Here is a 22,645-nt window from a genome sequence, read left to right on the forward strand (position 1 = left end):
TTTTACATTGCCGCCTTATAAATTGCAAGCACGTCTTTTTCCGTAAGTTCCTGAAAACCGTAAATTTTTCCGTTTTTTCCGCGGTGCCTTATTGCAGCTTCCGCCATCTCTTCCAAATGTTCTTCCCTTATATTTACATCTTTAAGCGTCATGGGAATACCCAGCGAAACGAAGAAATTATGTGTTTTTTGAATCGCATCTTGAGCCGTTTTGTAAACATCTTCATCTTGCGGAAGGTTCCACACATTTTTTCCGTAATCCGCAATTTTTTCTACGGTAGAAGAATTTAAACAATGAGAAAGCCAATGAGGAGTTAAGATTGCAAGACCTATACCGTGGGTAATATCGTAAAATGCGCTTAACTCGTGCTCCATAGGGTGAACGGACCATGCCGTATTTTTTCCCCCGTCAAGAAGACCGTTAATTGCCCAAGAATTCGCCCACAATAAATTGGCTCTGGCTTCGTAATTTTCGGGTTCCCTTATTGCGATGGGGCCGTATTTTATACAGGTTTTTAAAATACTTTCCGCAAAGCGGTCCTGCAAAAAAGCTCCGTCATTTAAGCTAAAATAACATTCAAATGTATGGCTCATAATATCGGCGGTACCTGCCGCAGTTTGTATTTTAGGAACCGAAAAAGTATACTCGGGGTTAAGCACGGAAAATTTAGGCAAAAGCAGTTTATCGGCAAACCCCAGTTTTTCTTTTGTTTTAAGATTCGAAATAACGGCACCGCAATTCATTTCGGAACCTGTAGCGGCAATGGTTAAAACGGTTCCTATCGGAAGAGTCTTTTGTATTACGGCTTTTCCGGTAATAATGTCCCAAGCATCCCCCCGATAATTTACGCAAGCTGAAACGGCTTTTGCACAATCAATAGTACTGCCGCCGCCGACCGGCAAAATAAAATCCAGATTGTTTTCACGTACGGTTTTTACACCCTCTTCCACTTCGGTAATACGGGGATTGGGAGAAATACCGGAAAGCTCTTTAAAAAAGATATTCTTCGATTTAAGCTGCTCCGTAATCTCATCATAAAGTCCGATTTTTTTTTATACTCCCGCTTCCGTAACAAAGCAACACTCTTTTACCGTATTTTAAAATTTCTTCGGCTAAATTTTTAACTCCGTTTTTTCCGAATAAAATCTTTACAGGCACTTCAAAATCAAAATCATACATAAAAACCTCCGTATAAAATAAACGCCCGCAAGGAATTTTCAAATTCCGAGGAGTGTTTATTTCCGCCGTTTCGTAATGCAATGAGAAACGGCATATAATAAGGAGTTTGCAAAGCAAACTCACGAGTTTAAAACAGACTAAAATAAACGAATATAAGTATATAACAAATACTCACTTTTTGCAACCTTACTTCTTGTATTAAACCTTCAGATTCCATTAGCCTTGTCAACTTTATAAAAAAATGTAATTTCCCTCTGGTAAAATTTTAAAAACCGTTATATAATTATGAAGTAAGAAATGTTAAAATTTCTTAAAATATTTTTTACGGAAGGAAAATATGGCAAAGGTTCTATCTATAATTTTAGGCGGAGGAAAGGGCACAAGACTTTTTCCTCTTACAAAACACCGCTCAAAACCTGCGGTTCCGTTCGGAGGGAAACACCGCATTATCGACATTCCGCTTTCAAACTGTATAAATTCGGGGTTTAGAAACATTTACATTGTAACTCAATTTAATTCCGCATCTCTTCATCTTCACATTGCAAAGGCCTATACCTTCGATACCTTTTCAAACGGATTCGTTGAAATTTTAGCCGCGGAACAAACCTTCGATAATACCGGTTGGTATAAAGGTACAGCCGATGCCGTACGCAAAAACCTTCATCATTTCAGACACGATAAACCTACTCATTATCTTATTCTTGCAGGCGACCAGCTCTACAGAATGGACTTAAAAAATTTTCTAAAATTTCATGAAGAATCGGGGTCGGATATCACCGTAGCCTGTACGCCCGTAACCCGCGAAGATGCCTCCGGTTTCGGTATAATGAAAGTAAACGAACATTCTCAAATAACCGAGTTTATGGAAAAACCTGGAACGGAAAAAGATATAAACACATGGAAAATTCCTTACAGCTCCGCAATAAAACCGGATAACCCTCAAAAAGAATATCTTGCTTCAATGGGAATTTATATTTTCAGCGCAAAAGTAATGGAAGAGTGTTTAGACAGTAAATATACCGATTTCGGAAAAGAAGTAATACCGGAATCGCTTAGTAAATATAAGGTATCTGCCTTTCCGCATAATGGTTATTGGACCGATATAGGAACAATACGTTCTTTTTATGAGGCTACTTTGGATTTAACCGAAATACAACCGAAATTCGATTTTTACGATGCACAAAGCCCGATTTATACGCACAACAGAAGTTTACCCACTTCAAAAATCAATTCCGCGGAATTAAAAAGAGCAAATTGCAGCGACGGCTGTGTAATAACAAATGCGGTCATTCACCATTCGGTAATCGGAGTACGCTCCGTAATTGAAACCGGCAGTTTTATAGAAGATACAATTTGTATGGGAGCCGATTATTATGAAAGCGGCGAAGAAAAAGAATTAAACAAAAAAAACGGTTTACCGAATATAGGTATCGGGAATAATTGTAAAATACGCTCCGCCATTATCGACAAAAATGTCCGCATAGGCGACAATGTTTCAATAGGTAACGGAAACATTCCGCCTGACGGAGATTACGGTACTTATCATGTTGTAGACGGTATTTACGTAATAATAAAAAATTCCGTAATACAAAACAATACGGTAATTTAATTTTCAGTATATTCCGCTGCAACCTTCATAGGCTCCGGTAAAGAATGTAAGTTGTCGTTTTCAAACTTATTTTCTTTGTTTACGGTTATACAAATTTCACCGTTTACACAGTCTATAAATGCCGTTGAATTTTTTACAAATTCTTCTTCGATAATTTTAACCGCTAAAACATCTTCTATTTTTGTCTGCAAAAGACGGCGCATGGGTCTTGCACCGTAAGAAGGATTATATCCGTTTTCTATAAAATATTTTTGAGCCGCTTGCGAAACTTCTATAAATAACTGTTTTTCCGAAAGGCGGGCTTTAAATTTTTCCATTTCCAATTTAAAAATATGTTTTATATTTTCTTCGGTAAGCGGTTTAAATACCAAAATGTCGTCAATACGGTTTATAAATTCAGGAGGTAAAAATTTTTTAATTTCATTCATCGCATTAGCTTTTATTTCAGAATAATCCATAACACCCGAACCTGAAGGATTAAAGCCCAACTGCTGCTCTTTAATTATGGACTTTGAACCTGCATTACTCGTCATTAAAATAACGGTATTTTTAAAATTAACTATTTTTCCGCGGCTGTCCCTAAGTTCTCCTTCTTCTAAAATTTGTAAAAGAATATTAAATACATCGGGGTGAGCCTTTTCGACTTCGTCCAACAGGACAACTGAATAAGGATTGCGCCTTATCTTTTCCGTTAAAAAGCCTCCGTTTTCAAATCCGATATATCCGGGAGGAGCTCCTATTAACCGTGCCGCATTGTGTTTTTCCATATAATCGCTCATATCTATTCTTATCAAAGAATCTTTTGTTCCGAATAAAAAGCCGGCAAGCGTTTTTGCAAGCAAGGTTTTTCCTACTCCCGTAGGACCTAAAAATAAAAAAGAACCTATAGGTCTATCGGGAGAGGAAATACCTGCACGGGACCTCCGTATTGAATTTGAAATAATCTCTACGGGTTCATCCTGTCCCACAACCGATTTTTTTAACTCGCTTTCAATTTGTAAAATGCGTTTTGTTTCGTCCGCTGTAAGTTTCGTAACGGGAATATCCGTCATAACGGAAATAACCTGAGCAACATCGTTTTCATCTATGCGGTGAGCGGGGTGTTCAGGCGGATTCAGCCAGCGCATTTTAATTTCCGCAAGGTCGTTTTTTAAAACCAATACTTCATCTCGTATCAAAGCCGCTTTTTCATAATTTTGAAGCGCAACCAATTCCGTTTTTTCTTCCGTAAGTTTTTTTATCTTTTCTTCGACTTGAAAAAGCTCTGCAGGACGTTTATCCAAAACGGTTTTTTTCATAGCGCCTATTTCATCTAAAACATCTATAGCTTTATCGGGAAAAAATCTGTCGGTAATATACCGTTTGGAATACTCTATTATTTTATGCAAAATTTCATCGCCGTAAATGACATTATGATGAGTCTCATACTTCGATTTTACACCTAAAAGGATTTCAAATGTTTCTTCAGGGCTCGGTTCTTTTATATTTATAGTTTGAAAGCGGCGCTCCAACGCTCCGTCATTTTGAAAATACCTTCGGTATTCATCGACGGTTGTAGCGCCTATACACTGTATTTCACCACGCGCTAAAGCGGGCTTTAAAATATTTGCAGCGTCCATAGCGCCTTGCGACCCGCCCGTACCTACGAGGTTATGCAATTCATCAATAAATAAAATGATGTTTTTATCTTCTTTTATTTCGGTAATAATTTGCTTTAACCGCTCTTCAAACTGACCGCGATATTTTGTCCCGGCAATTACGGAGCCTAAGTCTAAAGAAACAAGCCTTTTATTTAAAAGATTATGAGGCACTTGCTCGTTCGTTATCGCATAAGCCAAGCCTTCGATAATTGCGGTTTTTCCTATTCCGGGTTCGCCTACAAGTACGGGATTATTTTTTGTACGCCTTGAAAGAATTTGAACAAGACGCCCTATTTCTTTTTCTCTGCCTATTACGGGGTCCGATTTTCCGTCCCGAACAATATCGGTTAAATCCCTTCCGAATTCCATTAAGGTTGAATCTTTACGTTTTTGTGTTTCTGCGGGTTTATCGAAAGGAGAGCCTTTTTGCCTCCAATCCGGATTGGAAGTAAGTTTTAAAGCCGCATTTCTTACATCGTCAAGAAAAATATTATGCCTTACAAAAAACTGCGACAAAATTGAGTTATCTTCTCTTGAAAGAGCAATTAAAATATGCTCGGTACCGATATAATTATGCCTCATTGTTCTGGATTCTATTGCGGCAATATCGATGAGAGTTTTAATTCTGCGCGAAGGCGGAATTTCGCCTATAATCCGCTCACCTTGTCTTACAAAAATATTTTGCTCCACCGCAAGCTGTAAATTTAAGATATCGATATTAAGATTTTGTAATATTTCGTAACCGCGCCCGGTTTTATTTTTTATCAACGCCAATAACACATGTTCCGGCTGAAAAAAATCCGCATTTACTTTTCCCGCCTCTTGCTGTACGAAAATGTTTAATAATTTATGCGCATTTTGCGAAAGCCCTTGAAACATAATAACCTCCTGCCGCTCCTATTCTTTAATTCGGATTTTAGAGCAAATATCTTTAATAAGGTTTGCTCTGCACTCTTCTATAGAAGATTCCGTAATTGATTTATCAAACATATTATCGTTTAACAATAAAAATGCAAGATGTCCCATTTGAATTTTAAACAACATAGAATTGCATTGCTCATGAGTAATTCCTTCAATAAGATTTAAATTTAAACCAAGTTTGATTTTAAAAATAATATCCGCAGCTTCTTTAAATTCCATAAGTTTTGCATATTTAAAAATTGCAGAAGCACGGAAAATCATATCTTCCGTTTTTAACTTATTTTCCTCGGCAAAACTTTTACGTAAAGAGCGTTCCCTGTCAATAATATTTTGAACACCGGAAACAAATTCCGCAAGTTGAACAGTTTCATCTCCTCCCGCGCAAATCCCTGTAGAAATTGCAAAAAGAAACCCTATCGATTCTTTTGAATTGGCAGCATAGTAGCCTGAAACATTTAACCCGCATTCCCTTGCAAATTCCACTACAGAGCTTAATTTATTCGATAATAGAATTCCGGGAAGAGAACATAAAGCAGAGTATTTTATACCGGAGCCTATTCCGGTTATATCCGAAGTTATAAACCCTGCATCTTCTACGGCGGAAAATACAAACTTATTTTGCATTCTATCTTCCAAATCGGAAGCGGGAGCAAGGGCTGCATGCACATCAAAACCTGCGGCAAATGAAGAAATATTTATATGGTCCTCCATGTTTATTCCGGTATACAAAGAACCGTTATCATGTACTACCAAGGCTTTATCCGCTTCAACCGGCAATTTGCTGAAAAGGATACCGCGCTCTTCAAGAAGTTTTACCGCAAGAGGGTCGATTGCATCAAGTTTTATCTTTTTAAAATAAGCCGAATCTTCAAGCGTATCAAAAAAAGAAAAAAGGAGCGAAGTAATTTCTTGCGAATCTATATGCGAAATTAAAAGCGGGAATAAAAACCCTGAAATATTCCGAGCAATATTACATCTCGTAAATAAAACAACATCATTTTGCTCTCCCGTTTCACTGTACCAACCGTCAAGTTTCACTTTCATATTTTTTCTCCAAAGCTTTTAACTCATCGCGCAAAAAAGCCGCCTTTTCGTATTCTTCCGCTTCAATTGCCTTACGTAACTTTTGCCTGAGTTCAGCTGCAATAAGCTTATTTTCAAAACCGATTACCTTTGATTTTTGAATTACTCCGGTATACCGCAAATCTTTTTTCTTTTGCTTTAAAATTTCCGCAATTTCATTTTTAAAGGCCGAAAAACAATTTACACAGCCGATTTTTTGTTTAAATCTTATATCTAAAAGCTTTTGACCGCAGTGCGGACACACGGGAGAATTTTCAAATTCGAGTTTTTTGTTAAGCTCATAATTATTAAAGATATTTTTAATTGAAATATCCATTTTTTCGGAAAAAATTCCGAATCCGAATTTTGCAGCGCAATCTCTGCATAAATAAATATTTTTTTTAGCGCCGTCAGAAATTTGCTCGATAGAAACGGCTGCTTCGTTTTTTTTACACATATCGCAAATCATAATTTCCTCATAATTTCAATCGGTCTTTCTTTTCCCGCCCTCAAAGCCGGAATAATACAAACTGCGACCGATAAAATAAGCATCGACACGGCAATTAAATAAAGCTCCTTAAAATCAATTATTACGGGAATGCTTTCCAAATAAAAAGCCGGATCCAAAATATGAATTTCCAAAGGTACTCCGCCGGCAAAAACCGAATAAAAAAAATTTTGTAAATAGTTTAACAGTTTTTCAATAAAAGAAAATATTTCATTTATATGAAGGGCGGCCAAAATACCTAAGGGCATTCCGAAGATAATCCCGCCCAAACCGGTTAAAAACCCTGCAAACAAAAAAGAAAGAGTAATTGAAGAAGGCGGTGTACCCGTTGCTTTTAAAATCGCAACTTCCCTCCTTCTTTCCATTACAAGCATTACCACAGCAGAAGAAATATTTGCCGAAGCTACAAGCACGATTAAAAACATAATAAACATTAAAATATTTTTAGTTGTCGCAAAGGTTATAAAGCTCGTACGGTTTAAATCCTTCCAAGTATAAACCGTAAAATTGTCGGGTAAAATTTTATTAAGTTTAAAATATAACTCATTCAATTTAACTTCGTCAAAAGGATTTTCCGTCGAAACTAAAACCGATGTAAATGAAGAAGTAACAGGCATAATTTTTATACCTTGTTCAAGAGGAATAAAAACCCATAAAGAGTCCAATTCCTGATAACCTGAAGAAATAATGCCCGAAACGGTAAAAGAAGAAACCTTAGGCACAGTGTTCCCTTTTTTATTTTTATTTAAGGTTATAACCCTGCATACATCACCGGCTTTTAATTCCAGGGATTCTGCAATCTTTTTCCCGAGTATTACCGAGCGCTCCGTTTCAAATTCCAATTTTCCGTCTATAATTTTAATTAATTTTTTTACATTGCCGTTTTTTAAAAAAAATTCAGGCTCAATCGCTCGTATTGTCCCGCCGCTCCTTCCGTTTTTTCCGATAATTAAACCGTTTCCCTGCCGCTCAATCCAAGCATCTTTAAAAAAATCATTTTCAAGATTTTCCGAAAGAATTTTTTTTGCTTCTTTTTCCGTCTCACAGTTTTTTAATTCCGAAAATATACGCATATTTACAAGCTGCAAATGTCCCGTTCCGAGTTCTACAGTTCGGGAAGTAATACCTTCAATCATTCCGTCCGAAACTATAAGCACAACAACAACGGGAACAATACTGATTCCAATTCCCAAAACCGCACCGAGCAAACTTTTACGTGCATTTGAAACGCTTTTTCCCGAGCCTATTCCCAAAAAACGGAAGGCCATGCTTATAAAAACAAATTGCCTCATTTCAAAGCCGCTCCTCTTCTCCGAACCTTACCTGCACCAGCTTTCCGTTTTTAAGCCGATAACAGACATCGGTCAATTCGGCAATTTTAGCATCATGCGTAACTACAACTAATGTTTTTTTATGCTTATCCGCTACCGAAAACAAAAGATTCTGAACGGCTTGAGCATTTGCGGGGTCCAAATTACCTGTAGGTTCGTCCGCCAATAAAAGAGAGGGTTCATTTATTAAAGAACGCGCAACGGCAACACGCTGTCTTTCCCCTCCTGAAAGCTGCATAGGGAAATGCGATGCCCGTTCCTGAAGTTTTACATCTTCCAAAAGAGAAAGAGCTTTTTCTTTTATTTCCCGTTTGGGTTTTCCGGCAATTAAGGCGGGCAGCATAATATTTTCCAATGCCGTAAAATCTTTTAATAAATAATGAAACTGAAATACAAGTCCCAAAAAAGAACTTCTATATTCGGTTAAAGATTTTTCATCAAGCAGGTGAACTGCATATTGCCTCCCGGTTTCTTCAGGAGAACCTGCAAATATTTCACCTTCATCAAAGGATTCAAGCCCGCCAAGAACATTTAAAAAAGTACTTTTCCCCGAACCGGACTCGCCTATAATGGAAATCTTTTTATTTTCTTCAATTGTAAAATCGAGATTATCTAAAATTACAAGTTTTTCGTTTGCAGATAAAAAAGTTTTTGTCAAATTTGAAATTGAAACTACAATCTTACTCATAACGCATTACCTCCGCAGGTTTAAATTTTAAAATACGCTTTGCGGCAATAAGGGCTGCCGATGAAGCTGAAAAAACGCCGAACAAAAATACGCTTAAAATTTCACCGAAAAAAAGTCTTACCGGTACATCTTCCATATAAAGATAAACGGGATTAAAAACATAAAACTCTTCACTTACATAACCTTGACTTAAAATGGAAATAAACAGTAAAACCTTATTTACCGCTTGTTCCGTAATTGCAAATATCGAATTTATTTGCAGTGAAAGAAAAAGTCCGAGTAAAAGCCCGGAAACGGAACCTATAAAACCTATTGTAAAACCGTTTGCAATAAAAATAAACTGAACATATTTCGTATATGCACCCATTGAAACCAGTACGGAAATATCTTCACGCCTTTCATAAATGGAACGTCTCATTCCGTTATAAATATTGACCGCAACTACCAAAAAAATTAAAACAATCAATAAAAGCATCATATTTTTTTCTATTTGCAAAGCTCCGAAAAAAGCATGGTTATATGAACGCCAAGATTCAGCTTCTATTTCAGGGACTGCATTTTTTACGGAAGAGATGTATAAAGCATCGTTATTTTGATTTTTTAATTTTACGGAAGCATATAATTTTTTTTCGTTTCCTAAGATTTTGTTTCCGCCGTCAAGCGAAACAAAGGCAAAAGAAGAATCTACCGCATAATAGCCTGTCTTAAAAATCCCCGTAACAATAAGCTCCCGATTTTCGGGAAATATATCCGTATCGGAAGAACCCGCCGCTGCCAATATTATTGCGGTATCTCCTACGGATAAAGCAAGCTGTCTTGCCAATTCATAACCTATAACGGCATAATTGTCTTGCTCAAGATTAAAAGAACCCGATGTCATTTTTACGGTTTTTGCAAATCCGAAATCTTTTTGTAATACATCATGTTCGACTGCACGCAATAATATGCCGTGTTGTTTTTCATAGTCGCCTTGCAATAAGGTTTTTACTTCTTTAAATTTAAAAAAGGATTCGTGTAAATGCAGATTTTCGCATTTTTGTAATTCTTCCGAAGTCCCGTACAATCTTATATGAGCGGAACTTACCTGCATAATAGTATCAATGTATCCCATTTGAAAACCGTTCATTACAGAAAGGATTACTATTAAAACGGTAACACCGAAAGCTATTCCTAAAATCGAAAACATAGTCGATGCGGAGGAACGTCCTTGCGTGTCGGCGGAATTAAATCTGTTTAATACAAAAAAAATCCAGCTTAATTTTTTTTTCATTATATAGATTCCTCCAGTATTTTTATTTCTTTTCCGTCTTCAAAAAGATGAATAATTTTTTTATCGTTTTTATATTCTATAAAACTCAATTTTTTTCCGTCTAAAAAATCGGTTTGCGAAATTCTTTTTCCGTTTATATTATAAGAAAATTCGGAAGAGCGTTCGGTTTCATCTTTTATAAAAACGGTTTTAACCAATAAATCTTTTCCGTTATAAACGTTTACGGTTTTTTCGGTTAATTCCGATTCGAGAGTATACACTTCATTTTCAAGTTCAAACCCCTTTTTATTATATTTTATTTTTATTATCTTATCGGATAAAACAATTTCGGCGGCAGCCTTGTATCCGTCATTATAAGTATAACTCCGTTTTTCGATGAGTTTGTCTTTTTCGTAAAGCACTGAAATAATTGCATTTCCGTTTTCATCGAATTGTTCAAAAAACCATCTTTCACCGTAACACGCCGTAAGCCCCGAATTTTGTAAAGAATAAAAATCTTCCGCAGTCTTTTTATTACGTTTATCTTTTTTATCTTCAGAAGCCCCGTCATCATTTAAACCGTCTTTTTTTTCGGAGTTTTCAATTTTACTTTCGGATACCGCCGAACCGCTTTCCGAAGATTCGGTAAAATTTTTATCTCCCGCATTTTCGGAAAAACAAAAAGAGAAAAATAAAAAATACAAAATAAAAAAAATATTTTTTTTAATTTTCATAATTTTAATATTATCTTTTTCCTATAAATTCTTTTACATAATCTTCAGGAGAAAAAGGAATTAAATCTTCATATTTTTCGCCGGTCCCTGCAAACAAAACAGGAAGAGAAAGTTCTTTACCCGCCGTAATTGCCGCTCCTCCCTTTGCGGTAGAATCGTACTTGGTTAAAACGATTGCATCTATACCCACAGCATTATGAAAAACCTCAGCTTGGCGTAAACCGTTTTGTCCCGTAGTTGAATCAAGAACTAATATTTTTTTATAACATCCTTCGCCGGCCTTGGTTTTTGCAATGCGGTCAATTTTTTGTAACTCCCGTACCAAATTTTCTTTATTATGAAGCCGCCCCGCAGTATCGGCTAAAACCAATCCGCCGCCTGAGGCAGCCATTGCCTCTCCGGCATCAAAAATAACGGCTCCGGGGTCTCCCCCGTTTTTATGCGCTACAACACGTACATTATTTTTTTCTCCGTGAAATTTAAGCTGTTCAATGGCGGCGGCTCTAAAAGTATCTCCTGCAGCCAATATAATAGGCGTTGAATATTTACTTTTATAATAATGAGCCATTTTTGCAATTGTAGTAGTTTTTCCGACACCGTTTACCCCCAGAATAAGATAAATTGAAACTTTATCTTTTTCCGGAATAAATTCGCACGATTTTACATAAGGTAAAATTATTTTATAAAGAGAATTTAAAACATCTTCTTCGGAATTAAGTTTTTCTTTTTTACAAATTGCACGAAGCTCATCTTCAATCAGCATTGCGGTTTTTGCACCTATATCTCCTTCAATAAGCGTATCGCTTAACCGTTCAAAAAAAGCTTCATCAGGCCCGTTATATAATCCGAATATTTTTTTTAAACCGTCTGCAAAATTTTTACTCCTGCTCATCTTGTTTTATCTCCGTTTTATTTTCATTTGTGTTTAACTTTTCTTTAACTTTATATTCGGGAGTAACTATATCGGGTTTAATTTGACGAGGCAATGCTCTGTCGGCTTTTACAAGATAAATAATCAGCTGAATAAAATAATTTACGCCCAAAGCAACGGTTACCCATTGAAACCCCTGTTGAATATAACCGAACTTATTTATTTCATTTACCTTATCCTGAGTTAAAGGAAACTTCCCTTCTTTAAACGATTGTATTTTATCATCCAATCTGGATTTTAAAATCATAGTAACGGGAAGACTTACATAAAAGGCCGCAAGCGACCAATATAAAATTTTTCTATGTAATTCTATAGAATCCTTAGTATTTTTTTTATTCAAATCGACAATCATACTTTGTACATATTCAGGAGATAAATCCCCGTTAAGATTATTGCGTCCGGTTTTTTCAGGGTCAAATAAACCGAAGGTATGAACTCCTCCGTTATTAAATTCCAAAATTGTTTTTACACGCGGAATAGTTATAATACCCGGCACGGTTGCGGAATATTGTGTTTTAAAAAAAACATGAGGAGTTTTTTCCGCAAGATTAAATCCTATCTTAGTCTGTCCGTCTTTTTGTAAACTTATTTTTAAAGTATAAGCCTCTTGATTTTCTATAATAATCTCTTTCGAAGCCTCCGCATAATTTTCAGCGGAAGCGCTCACCGTATATTTACCGGCATGAAGAGCAATAGGCTTTGAAAAATCCGTTACCGCTTTATTATCTATATAAAGTTTTGCTTCTTTCGGAGTTACATCAAAAAAAACTTTTATTTCCTTTGCATTTTGAATTACCGTATAAATTTGATAAGCGAGAGCTTGAACAATTTGCTCAACGTCCTCATATCTTCCGGCATCCGAAAACTCATGCACGGGCATTCCTATTAAACCCGTATCAAGTTTTACTTTTATAACCATGTAGCCTGAAATATCTTTTACCGTTCCGTAAATAAGAGCCGAAATATTTTCTTTAGCCAAGGTTTCCGAAGAAACCGCATTTCCGGAAAGTTTGTATAAGGCTTGCCCCTGCTTCCACAAAACAACATTTTTAACGGAATCTTTTTGAAAAAATTTATTTTCCTGAATTGCGATATCCGCACGTGAATAAAAAATTTCTTTTTCTTTTTTTTCAATTTCACCGTTTAATTTTTTTTCTTTTTTTTCTTTTATTTTTACATCTTCCGCAGATAAAAAAAGCGAATCTCTTTCGGATATAAGTTTAGCCCTTTCTTTTATAAGGGAAAGCCGTTTATTCGAAGCTGAAGTTACGGCGCGCATTTTTTTTTCTTCAAACGGAACAAGCCGTTTTGCTCCCGTATCCAAATATATTAAAAACATTTCAGGAATTATTGTTTTATAATTTTGATAAGACTGAGCAACCGATTCCGTTTCAAATTCGGAAACCGCAATTACCCACTCATCTTTTTCAGCTCCGGCTTCCCGAGCAATTAAAAAACAGGGAAATGAGAAAAATAAAATAAACTTAAAAATACATTTTACAGACAATTTAACACCCCGCTTTCAAAAAATGGGCATAAAATAAAATCGGACGCTCCGCAACGGATTGCTTCGGCAGCTTTTTCTTCAAAACCTGCACGTGCAATAACTATAAAACGGGTTTCGGGGCTTACCTTCCTATACTTTGCGGAATCGATAAAAAATTCCGAATCGAAAAATACAAGGCGGACTTTTTTTTCACTTAAAGTCTTTAAAAGTTCAGGGAAAGAAGTTTCGTTTATTATTTCGTTTAAATGCGTTTCGCATATTTTTTTTATTTGAGAAGATAAAAATTCCGATTTACAAACTATACAAATCACAAAAGTTCTTCCTTATCTATTTTCAAGGTTCGTGTTTAAAAACACATTTATAAACTCATCTATTTCACCGTTCATAACGGCTTGGATATTTCCCGTTTCGTATTTTGTTCTGTGGTCCTTTACCATAGTGTACGGTTGAAAAACGTAAGAACGAATCTGATTTCCCCACGAAATATCTTTTTTTTCGGCGGCGAATTTCATATTCTCTTTTTCTTTTTGTTCTTCATAATAATTATACAGCCGGGCTTTTAAAACGTTCATTGCAGTAGTGCGGTTGCTTATTTGGCTTCGCTGCGATTGGCAGGCGACCACAATTCCCGTGGGCAAATGAGTAATTCGCACTGCGGAATCGGTTTTATTTACGTGTTGTCCGCCAGCCCCTCCCGAACGGTAGGTATCTATACGTAAATCTTCGGGGCGTATATCAACATCGATTGTATCGTCAAGCACGGGGAAAACAAACACGGAAGTAAAAGAAGTATGTCTTTTCCCGTTTGAATCAAAGGGACTTATGCGTACAAGACGGTGAATACCCGTTTCGCATTTTAAAAGGCCGAACGCATATTCTCCCGTTATTTGAAAAGTTACCGATTTAATTCCGCCTTCAGCCTCTATTAAATCGATTGTTTCCGCTTTAAAATTATGAGCTTCACACCAGCGTAAATACATACGCACCAGCATACTTGCCCAGTCGCAAGCCTCCGTTCCTCCCGCTCCGGCATGAAGAAAGGCATGGTTTTTATCTACTTCTCCCGAAAGTAAATTAAGAGTATTAAGTTTTCGGTATTTTTCGTAAAGTTCATTGTATGATGTTTCAACCTCTTTTGCCGTATTGATATCGCCCGACTCATCTAAAAGTTCGATTAAGACCTCCAAATCGGCAATTTCATCAATCAGGGCTTTCCAAGGTTCAATTCTGTTTTTTAAAGCCTTTATTTCTCCCATAGTCATTTCAGCCTTTTTAGTATCGTTCCAAAAACCGGCTGCAAGCGTTAAGGCTTCTTTTTCGGCAATTTTTGCGTTTATTGCAACGGGGTCAAAGACGCCCCCAAATTCCGTTTACATCATTTTTTAATTCAACAAGTTTTGTCCTATATTCTTCCATAAAAATCACCTCACAATATCAATTTTATCGATAAATCCGCCGTTTCAGCAGTTACATTTTATTTATTACAAGCGGACTTTCACCCTAAACTCTTTTATCGTCAGTTTTTTCTTTAAGCCCTTGTGTCTGCTTGCAATTATTTAAGCTTGTTTTTTTGTGTCAAGCACAACCTTTTCCCTTAATATTTGCTCTCATTGTTTAAATTAAAAGGCTTTTTTCGTCCGCTTTTTTAAAGGAAACCTTATCGGCAATTTTTTTTCACTAAAAAGACAGCCTTTAATAGTAAAAAGGCTTTTCCCGAAACGTATAAGTCGGTTTAAAAATAGCGTCCGTTTCCGTAAGAGTTAAAAATGTATTCGGATTTGTTGCAACCGAAACCTGTTTTAAGCTTCTTCAATAAAAACAAACCTCTTATTTTGCAGGCGGACGCACCAAAACCCGCCTCCACTTTTTTTTATAAAGCGTAGTAATCGCCAAAACGTCCTGTACGGGATATTGATAAAGACGGACAACATCATAATAGTCGGTAACCCTGTCGATATCCTGCTTTAAAGTAATAAGCCCTTCATCGCTCATCGTTACCGATTCCCAGCAAGCACGCTGAACGCGCTCAAAACCGTTGGAAGTTAAAACCTCGGCAAGGTTTGATGCTGTTTCTTTACCTCCCGGATCTATAACAACTGAAACAAACATAGATAATAGAATACGATAAAAAAGGAAAATTGTCAAACCCCTTGAACTTAACCGTTTTACTCAGAAGGATATAAACCTTTTATACCGCGCCTCAAATCATAATCAAGAAAACACGATAAAATCGAAAAATATGCTTTTTTGCTTGAAAAACGAAAGGATTTTTAAATTTCTTTAAATTTTTATTAAAAAAACGAAATTTTTACTCGACTTTTAAAAAAATATGTGCTATGCTATATATAAAGCTGAATGCTTTTCCGGAGGATATTATGAATATAAACACTCAAGCCGTAAAATTTACCATGGACGAAAATCAAAAAAAATATGTCGAGCAAAAATTTAAAAGAATCGAATATGCCGAAGATTTGATAACCGATATCCAGTGTTTTATAAAACTGGATAAAAAATTCATCTATGATACAACCATTAACTTCAGATGGGGCGGAACAGCACATATTTCTTCCGAAAATTATGAGTTTGAAGCAGGTATAAATAAAATGATGGATATAATCGACCAAAAGGTAAAAAAAGAAAAAGATAAAATTCAAGAGAAAAAATAAGCCCGAAGGCTTTAAAAGTTTCTCTTTTTAACAAATTTATTTAAGCCTTTATTTAAACCGCCGCTTTCGATAAGATTGCAGACTATGATGTGTTTTTTTATTCACTTCGGGCAGCGTGTGTACGGTAAATTTATTCGATATCGGAAAATATTAACAATAAAAACTCCCGGATTTAATTAAAACAATAACAAATTTAAATTATACCGATTGACAAGAATAAAAAAATAACTATAATAATTCTTCCAATGAAAATTATGAACAATTTATACGCTGCCGAACAATTTGAATACACACTTGAAAATTATTTTCATTCCTTTAATTTTTATCGCATACGAAAAATCATTCTTTATGCCTGAAATATCTGAATAAACAAAGCGCTTAAACCTTAACCGCTACGAACTGCACAAATACAGGGCTATCGATTATATTGAGAGCCGTTAGGGAACCTCATTATTTCGATAGAATTTATTTCTTAATATTTTAACAAAACAACTTATCAATCCGGCTTAATTTAAACCCGATTTTTAATTTTAAAAATCGGGTTGTAAGGAGAATATAAATGAACAAAAGGATTTCTATCAGAACAAGACTTTTAATTATCTTCGGTATATTGATTGCAGTAGCAACATTTATACTGGGATTTATCGCAATGCAGCTTACAAAAAAAGCCGTTACGGAAAAAGTTATTGAGCATTTGACCGATAAGGCGAAGGATACGGCGGAAGTTATTGACGGACGGATTACAGCCTTCTTTCAATTTCTTGAAGGTGTAGCACGGGCTCCTATCCTGCGCAATAAGGAACTGTCTTATCGGGAAAAAACCGCATATTTAAAAAAAGAAGCGGCCTTTAATAATCAGATAATAAATTTACATTTATGCGATTTAAGCGGCAACCGCCATCTTGATAACGGAGAAACGAATTTTATAGGAGACCGCCCTTGGTATATTTCCGCCAAAGGAGGTAAAAACTTTTTAAACGAACCTATAAACTCCCGCCTTACGGGAGAATTTATTGTAGCATTTGCAGTTCCGGTTTATGATTACGACCGCAATGTATCCTATGTCCTGCTTGCCACCTGTCCTGCAAACTGGCTCTCCGAAAATATTAAAAATATTACGGTAGGACAAAACGGCTATTGCTATATTTTAGGTGTGGACGGAACCGTTATTGCTCACAGAAATTTCGACTTTGTATTAAACAGAAATAATTCATCAAATATGGTAAAAAACAACAGCAGCCTTGTTTCACTTGCAAATTTCGAATCAAGTGCTTTAAAAAATACCGACTCGACTTTCGGCTATTATACTTATGAAGGAATTTCCAATATTGCTTCCCATGCGATTATAAAATCTACAAATTGGACGGTTATAGTAAAAGCGCCGGTAGAAGAATTTATGGGAACAATACAAACCTTACGCAATTCCATGTACGGTATAAGTATAGTAATTTTTATCGCCACTTTATGTGTTGTATTTATTGTCTCGCATGCAATTGTAAAACCCATAGTAAATGTTGTAACGGCACTTAAAAATATAGCCCAAGGAGAAGGAGATTTAACTGTACGGCTGCCGTTACACGGTAATAATGAAATTACTGACCTTGCCGGATATTTTAACCAAACTATACAAAAAATAGGAGCTTCGGTTAAAGAGGTTGAATCAAATACGGCCGTAATGGAAGAAGTCGGAGGAGAGCTTGCAAGCAATATGACTGAAACCGCAAGCGCCGTTCATCAAATAAGTGCAAATATAGACGGAATAAAACAACAAACCCTTACACAGGCTGCAAGCGTTACGGAAACTGCGGCTACCATAGAACAAATTATCCGCACTATAAAACAGCTTAACGGTAATATCGAAAATCAGGCGGCGTCCGTAGCCGAATCCTCTTCCGCAGTTGAACAAATGGTTGCAAATATAGGTTCTATTACGCAAACTTTGGAAACAACAAACGAAGTAGTTAAAAACCTCGCTTCGGCAACGGAAGACGGAAAAAAATCGATAATAACTTCAAATAATGTAACCCGGAAAATTGCGGAAGAATCGGGAGGTCTATTGGAGGCAAGTTCCGTTATTCAGCATATCGCAAGCCAGACAAATTTACTTGCAATGAACGCGGCTATTGAAGCCGCCCATGCCGGAGAAGCCGGAAAGGGTTTCGCCGTTGTTGCGGACGAAATACGTAAACTTGCCGAAGAATCAAGTATACAGGGAAAAACCATAACAGCCGTTTTAAAAACCCTGTCCGGCGAAATTGAAGCCTTATCGGAGGCTTCCAAAACGGCGGAAGAAAAATTTAATGTAATTTTCGATTTATCGGAGCAGGTAAAAACTATGAGCGGAAAACTTATGGAAGCCATGCAAGAGCAGGAACACGGAAGCCGCGAAGTTTTAACCGCAATTAAGGATATTAACACGGTTACGGCGGAAGTCAGCGACGGTTCGGCGGAAATGCTGCGCGGCGGGGAAAATGTAGCCGAAGAAATGAGAAAACTTGACAGTCTTACTCGTGTAATTACCGACAGTATGAATGAAATGGCGTCGGGAGCGGTACAAATAAGCAACGCCGTACAGGAAGTAAGCGAAATTACACAAAAAAATAAGCAAAGTATAGAAAACCTTGCAGATGAGGTAGGAAAGTTTAAAGTATAGCATAAATAATAACTAAAAAAACAATAAAAACGGCTTTTTTTTAAAAATTTTATTGTTACCTATAGCAAAAAAGACTGTTTATCTGTATATTTATATTAGGAGTTTTTAAATGAAACACAGTAAAATTATCTTAGCGGTATTGATTTGTGCCGTAATTTTCGGGTCGTGCTCAAAATCTGAAGAAATGAAACCTATGGAAGACTCTATGTCCATGAACGATAATGCTTCTTCAACTGCAGCACCTAAGGAAATGGAAGCTTCGGCTTCAAAATCGACGGTTTTGGAATTTTCCACAATCGATTTGGACGGAAACACCGTAACAAACGAAATCTTTTCCAAATATGACCTTACACTTGTAAACGTTTGGGGAACATTTTGCGGCCCTTGCAAGGTAGAACTTCCCGCTCTTGAAGCCGCATACAAAGAATATGCAAAAAAGAATTGTAACGTAATAGCCATTACTATTGACCTTTCCAAAGAAGATACTTCCACGCTCGATTTGGCAAAAGAAATTTGGAAGGATTCAGGCTGTACATTTAAAGCCTTATATTCCGTACCGGAATTCGCAGCGGTTACCGATACTCTTACGGGAGTTCCTACAAGCTTTTTTGTAGATAAAAAAGGTGCAATCGTTAAAGGTTCTTTCCATACGGGAGCCTTGGACCTTGAAGGTTTTAAAAAATTCTTTGACAAGCATTTAGGTATGATGATGAAATAAGCCGAGGCTTGTAAGCCGGAAGATTTTATAATCTTTCGGCTTATTTTTTTATTCCGTAAACACAAGGATATTAAACCCTTATTTTATAACCGTTAATTCGCCGCTCTGATATGCGGGCATAAACCTTTTTTCAAATCCCGTTTCAAATTTAACGCTTATAACAAGCTCCCCTTCCGTTTCTTCCGCTTTTATAATTCCGCCGTATCCGTATTCATCATGATAAATTCTTACCCCCTTTTTCCACTTGCCGTTTAAAGGATTTACGTTTTTTGGCTTCTTTATAGAGGAAATATCTATTTGTTTCCCGTACGGATTTTCTTTCAGCGAATAAGTTTTCTTTTTATACGGGTTTGCGTTAAGCTCTTGTCCGTAAGCATACTCATTTTTTTCATCTTCATCATTGTAATCATTGTAATTCCCGTTATTACCGTACAAACCGTTAAAAAACGATGAAGACATGCCTAAAAACTTTACAAGGCTTTTTTCGATTTCAAAAATAAAGCGGCTGGGTTGCATAAACGAAAGGCTTCCGTAAAGACGGCGCGAGGAACAAGTTGTCATATAAAGCATATCTTTTGCACGGGTACATGCGACATACATTAAGCGCCTCTCTTCTTCAAGTTCGTCAAAGTCTCCGTTGTCGCGGGGAAAAACTCCCGTTTCAAGGCCCGTTATAATAACATTTTTAAATTCCAAACCCTTTGTATTATGAATAGTAATTAAATTTACCGAATCAATATTATCGTCGGTTTCCGCAAGGCTTCTATCCAGCTCTATATGTTCTAAAAACTCCGTTAAGCCCGTTACCGAAAAATCATAAAGAGAGGCGGCATTAGCAAGTTCGTTTAAGTTGGCGGTTTTTTGTGTCCCCGAAGCGGCATCTTCCGACTCATAATGCTCTGCAAGCCCCGTACGCCTTAATATTTCGTAAATAAAGGGAGCAAGACCTTCACCCTTTTTACTGTAAGCATCTTCCTTTGAATTAAAGTTAATGTCTCCCGTTTCTATAACTTTGCGGAGATATTCCACCGCCGCTAAAAATTCGGTTAAACCTGTTTTTGCTTTTTTTGTAAGCGTAATCCGCTCCATAGACTTTGTAAGAGCCGAAATAAAATCTTCTTTCGGTTCCAAACCGGGTATATCGCCGTTTTGACCGAACATAAGGGAGCGTGCAGCTTCAATCAGTTTTGTCTGAGTAATTCCGCCTATACCGCGTGCAGGTTTATTTATAATCCGCCTTAGAGCAATTTCGTCCCTGCCGTTTGCAATTAAGGCAAGCACTGCAAGGGTATCTTTTATTTCTTCCCGTTCATAAAATTTTAATGTACCTATCACCTTATAAGGAATTTTTTTATGCAAAAAATCCGTTTCAAAATTAAGAGATTGAGCATTTGTACGGTAAAGAATCGCCCAATCGGAATAACGTCCGCCTTTTTTTATATCTTGAAGAATAAGCTGCCCGCACAATTCCGCTTCGGCTTCCTGGTTAGGTAAAAAATAAATTTCAGGCTTTTCTCCGGAACCTCTTTCGGCATATAAAGTTTTTCCCAACCTTCCGGAATTTTTTTTCACTACCGAATCGGCAACGCTTAATATTTCGGAATATGAGCGATAATTTTTTTCCAACCTTATTATTTGGTATTTTTAAAATTATCTGCAAAGGTTAAAATATTTTGTACTTCCGCTCCCCGGAATCTATAAATGGATTGGTCATCATCTCCTACAACACAAACATAAGTATGTTCCCCGGCAAGCTGCTTTAAAAATTCAAATTGAGCTATATTGGAATCTTGATATTCATCAACCATAATTACCGAAAATCTGTTTTGCAAAGAAGCCCGTATTTGGGGAATTTCTTTTAAAAGTTTTACGGGAAGCATAATCAAGTCCCCGAAATCGGCATTCCCCGTTTCTTTTAAACGCTCTTGATATCTTTGATATGCTTCGGCAAATTGAGGATTGGTATCTACCTCGTGCAATAAGGGGTTATCAGGTAAAAGACAATAATCTTTTGCACGAGATATTTTTTTTATGATTCCCCTGACTTGATTTTTTGAAAGACCGGGCATTGCCTGCGATAAAAGAGAACAGGCATCTTCATCATCGTAAATGGTAAAGTTGGGGCTTAACCCTGCCGCCTCGGAATATCGGCGCAAAATCCATGCACCGAAAGAATGAAAGGTACGGATTAAAGACCTTCCGGCTGCGGGCTCCAGGGCTTCCGCCCTTTCAAGCATTTCCCGTGCAGCCTTGTTTGTAAAAGTTACCGCTAAAATTTGCTCGGGTAATATACCGCATTCGGCTATAAGCCATGCAATTTTCGTGGTAATAACCCGTGTTTTTCCGGAGCCTGCCCCCGCAAGAATTAAAAGAGGTGCTCCCAGATGTTTAACGGCTTCAAGCTGTTCCTTATTTAAAATTTCCAAATAATTTAACTTATCCAAAACCCTTCTCCGTATTTTTCTTTATTACCGTAAGTAAAAGATTTGCAATATTTACCGCAAACCGAAGGTATTTTAACATCTTTTTTGATTTATGGAAAGATATTGCTTTATCTTCGCTTTTATGATACAATTTTCGTCTTACGTAAGGAATAAATCAAAAATGATAAGATTGGCACAAACTGAAGATATCCCCAGAATTGCCGAAATAAATATAGCGGGCTGGCGACATGCGTATATAGACATTGTTCCGAATGAATTTTTATTTAAAGAATTGTCAGTTTTAAAAACCGTTAAAAAGTTGGAAGAAAATTTTATGTCGGAAAAAATTCGGTATGTTTATGAAGACGATAAGGATAAAATAATTAAGGGAATGTGTATAGCAGGGAACTGCCGAGATGATGATACGGTTGAAGGCTTTGAACTTATGGCAATTTATATCGAACCCGCTTTTATTCGCTGCGGTATAGGTACGGAATTTATTAAACATTTTGAAAAGACGGCTCAAATGCAAAATAAGCGTGAATTATATATTTGGTGCCTTGAAAAAAATCGAAATGCAAGAGCTTTTTATGAAAAGTTCGGATATAAATTAGACGGAAAAACAAAAATGCTTGATAAGATAAAGGCTTTAGAAGTCAGATATAAGAAAATTTTAAACTTATAAATTTAAAATACGGGATAAACCTTGTACGGAAGTTACGGAACCGGCTAAAAAATTTTTAAGTTTTAGACGGTCCCGTTACTTTGCAGTATAAAATCGGCAAAAAAACCGTTTTATACTCCGACACGAAGAAAAATTAAAACA

19 protein-coding genes and 1 pseudogene are annotated in these 22,645 nt (G+C 36.6%); 5 read left to right on the forward strand and 15 right to left on the reverse strand.

The features are described from left to right. Nucleotides 1–2: 2 nt before the first annotated feature. Nucleotides 3–1,046 (reverse strand): iron-containing alcohol dehydrogenase, encoded by a 1,044-nt coding sequence (locus DYQ05_RS09290; protein ID WP_353934598.1) that lies wholly within the window; start codon nt 1,044–1,046, stop codon nt 3–5. Further along, nucleotides 1,033–1,179, reverse strand: coding sequence for a hypothetical protein (locus DYQ05_RS14020; RefSeq protein WP_252723331.1), 147 nt, complete (start codon nt 1,177–1,179; stop codon nt 1,033–1,035). Before DYQ05_RS14020 ends, DYQ05_RS09290 begins: the two co-directional genes overlap by 14 nt. 337 nt (nt 1,180–1,516) lie before the next feature. Here DYQ05_RS14020 and DYQ05_RS09295 point away from each other — a divergent pair, with 337 nt between their 5' ends. Further along, the gene (locus DYQ05_RS09295) at nt 1,517–2,788 is read left to right on the forward strand and encodes a glucose-1-phosphate adenylyltransferase (protein ID WP_024465448.1); all 1,272 of its coding nucleotides are present in this window, start codon (nt 1,517–1,519) and stop codon (nt 2,786–2,788) included. Here DYQ05_RS09295 and DYQ05_RS09300 read toward each other — a convergent pair. The 12 genes from DYQ05_RS09300 to DYQ05_RS09355 all read right to left on the reverse strand — a co-directional run bounded on the left by DYQ05_RS09300 (nt 2,785) and on the right by DYQ05_RS09355 (nt 15,468). Then, nucleotides 2,785–5,307: an ATP-dependent Clp protease ATP-binding subunit gene (locus tag DYQ05_RS09300; RefSeq protein ID WP_206183314.1), complete on the reverse strand. Its 2,523-nt coding sequence runs from the start codon at nt 5,305–5,307 to the stop codon at nt 2,785–2,787. The genes DYQ05_RS09295 and DYQ05_RS09300 overlap by 4 nt on opposite strands. Nucleotides 5,308–5,325: 18 nt before the next feature. Beyond that, nucleotides 5,326–6,393: an ATP--guanido phosphotransferase gene (locus DYQ05_RS09305; protein WP_024465447.1), complete on the reverse strand. Its 1,068-nt coding sequence runs from the start codon at nt 6,391–6,393 to the stop codon at nt 5,326–5,328. Continuing rightward, nucleotides 6,377–6,880: a UvrB/UvrC motif-containing protein gene (locus DYQ05_RS09310; protein WP_020965739.1), complete on the reverse strand. Its 504-nt coding sequence runs from the start codon at nt 6,878–6,880 to the stop codon at nt 6,377–6,379. Before DYQ05_RS09310 ends, DYQ05_RS09305 begins: the two co-directional genes overlap by 17 nt. Then, nucleotides 6,877–8,211 carry an ABC transporter permease gene (locus tag DYQ05_RS09315; RefSeq protein ID WP_206183315.1) on the reverse strand — a complete coding sequence of 445 codons (1,335 nt, stop codon included), beginning with the start codon at nt 8,209–8,211 and terminating at the stop codon, nt 6,877–6,879. The genes DYQ05_RS09310 and DYQ05_RS09315 overlap by 4 nt, the downstream gene beginning before the upstream one ends. A gap of 1 nt (nt 8,212) precedes the next feature. Further along, complete coding sequence (locus DYQ05_RS09320; RefSeq protein WP_020965741.1) at nt 8,213–8,938, reverse strand: ABC transporter ATP-binding protein; 726 nt, start codon at nt 8,936–8,938, stop codon at nt 8,213–8,215. Then, a complete protein-coding gene (locus tag DYQ05_RS09325; protein ID WP_024467645.1) occupies nt 8,931–10,208 on the reverse strand; it encodes an FtsX-like permease family protein in 1,278 nt (425 codons plus the stop codon). Before DYQ05_RS09325 ends, DYQ05_RS09320 begins: the two co-directional genes overlap by 8 nt. After that, nucleotides 10,208–10,921, reverse strand: coding sequence for a hypothetical protein (locus tag DYQ05_RS09330; protein WP_206183316.1), 714 nt, complete (start codon nt 10,919–10,921; stop codon nt 10,208–10,210). Before DYQ05_RS09330 ends, DYQ05_RS09325 begins: the two co-directional genes overlap by 1 nt. 10 nt (nt 10,922–10,931) lie before the next feature. Then, nucleotides 10,932–11,813, reverse strand: coding sequence for a signal recognition particle-docking protein FtsY (ftsY, locus tag DYQ05_RS09335; RefSeq protein ID WP_029409774.1), 882 nt, complete (start codon nt 11,811–11,813; stop codon nt 10,932–10,934). Beyond that, complete coding sequence (locus tag DYQ05_RS09340) at nt 11,800–13,359, reverse strand: DUF8525 domain-containing protein (RefSeq protein ID WP_206183317.1); 1,560 nt, start codon at nt 13,357–13,359, stop codon at nt 11,800–11,802. Before DYQ05_RS09340 ends, ftsY begins: the two co-directional genes overlap by 14 nt. Next, nucleotides 13,350–13,670 carry a response regulator gene (locus DYQ05_RS09345; protein ID WP_020965746.1) on the reverse strand — a complete coding sequence of 107 codons (321 nt, stop codon included), beginning with the start codon at nt 13,668–13,670 and terminating at the stop codon, nt 13,350–13,352. Before DYQ05_RS09345 ends, DYQ05_RS09340 begins: the two co-directional genes overlap by 10 nt. Before the next feature lie 12 nt (nt 13,671–13,682). After that, nucleotides 13,683–14,775, reverse strand: a protein-coding gene (prfB, locus tag DYQ05_RS09350) for a peptide chain release factor 2 (RefSeq protein WP_252723332.1) whose coding sequence is annotated in 2 segments (ribosomal slippage) — nt 13,683–14,708 and nt 14,710–14,775 — 1,092 coding nt in all. Because the reading frame shifts where the segments join, the coding sequence is not laid out codon by codon here. A gap of 411 nt (nt 14,776–15,186) precedes the next feature. After that, entirely contained in the window at nt 15,187–15,468 is a 282-nt protein-coding gene (locus DYQ05_RS09355) for a CRISPR-associated protein Cas2 (RefSeq protein ID WP_024467684.1), read from the reverse strand. 266 nt (nt 15,469–15,734) lie between these two features. Between DYQ05_RS09355 and DYQ05_RS09360 the strand changes: the two genes are divergently transcribed. The 3 genes from DYQ05_RS09360 (at nt 15,735) to DYQ05_RS09370 (ending at nt 19,396) form a co-directional block, all read left to right on the forward strand. Then, nucleotides 15,735–16,025: an HPF/RaiA family ribosome-associated protein gene (locus DYQ05_RS09360; RefSeq protein ID WP_024465510.1), complete on the forward strand. Its 291-nt coding sequence runs from the start codon at nt 15,735–15,737 to the stop codon at nt 16,023–16,025. A 559-nt stretch (nt 16,026–16,584) separates the two neighbouring features. Then, on the forward strand, nt 16,585–18,678 hold the full coding sequence (locus DYQ05_RS09365) for a methyl-accepting chemotaxis protein (RefSeq protein ID WP_024467683.1): 2,094 nt from the start codon (nt 16,585–16,587) through the stop codon (nt 18,676–18,678). A 109-nt stretch (nt 18,679–18,787) separates the two neighbouring features. After that, on the forward strand, nt 18,788–19,396 hold the full coding sequence (locus DYQ05_RS09370) for a TlpA disulfide reductase family protein (RefSeq protein WP_024467682.1): 609 nt from the start codon (nt 18,788–18,790) through the stop codon (nt 19,394–19,396). A 78-nt stretch (nt 19,397–19,474) separates the two neighbouring features. Here the strand turns inward: DYQ05_RS09370 and DYQ05_RS09375 are convergent. Continuing rightward, nucleotides 19,475–21,840, reverse strand: a pseudogene (locus DYQ05_RS09375) (ATP-dependent helicase). A gap of 160 nt (nt 21,841–22,000) precedes the next feature. On the opposite strand from DYQ05_RS09375, the gene DYQ05_RS09380 reads away from it, so the two are divergent. Next, nucleotides 22,001–22,504, forward strand: coding sequence for a GNAT family N-acetyltransferase (locus tag DYQ05_RS09380; RefSeq protein ID WP_024467680.1), 504 nt, complete (start codon nt 22,001–22,003; stop codon nt 22,502–22,504). Nucleotides 22,505–22,645: the final 141 nt, after the last annotated feature.

It is taken from the genome of Treponema pedis, assembly GCF_017161325.1.
Taxonomy (GTDB): domain Bacteria; phylum Spirochaetota; class Spirochaetia; order Treponematales; family Treponemataceae; genus Treponema_B; species Treponema_B pedis.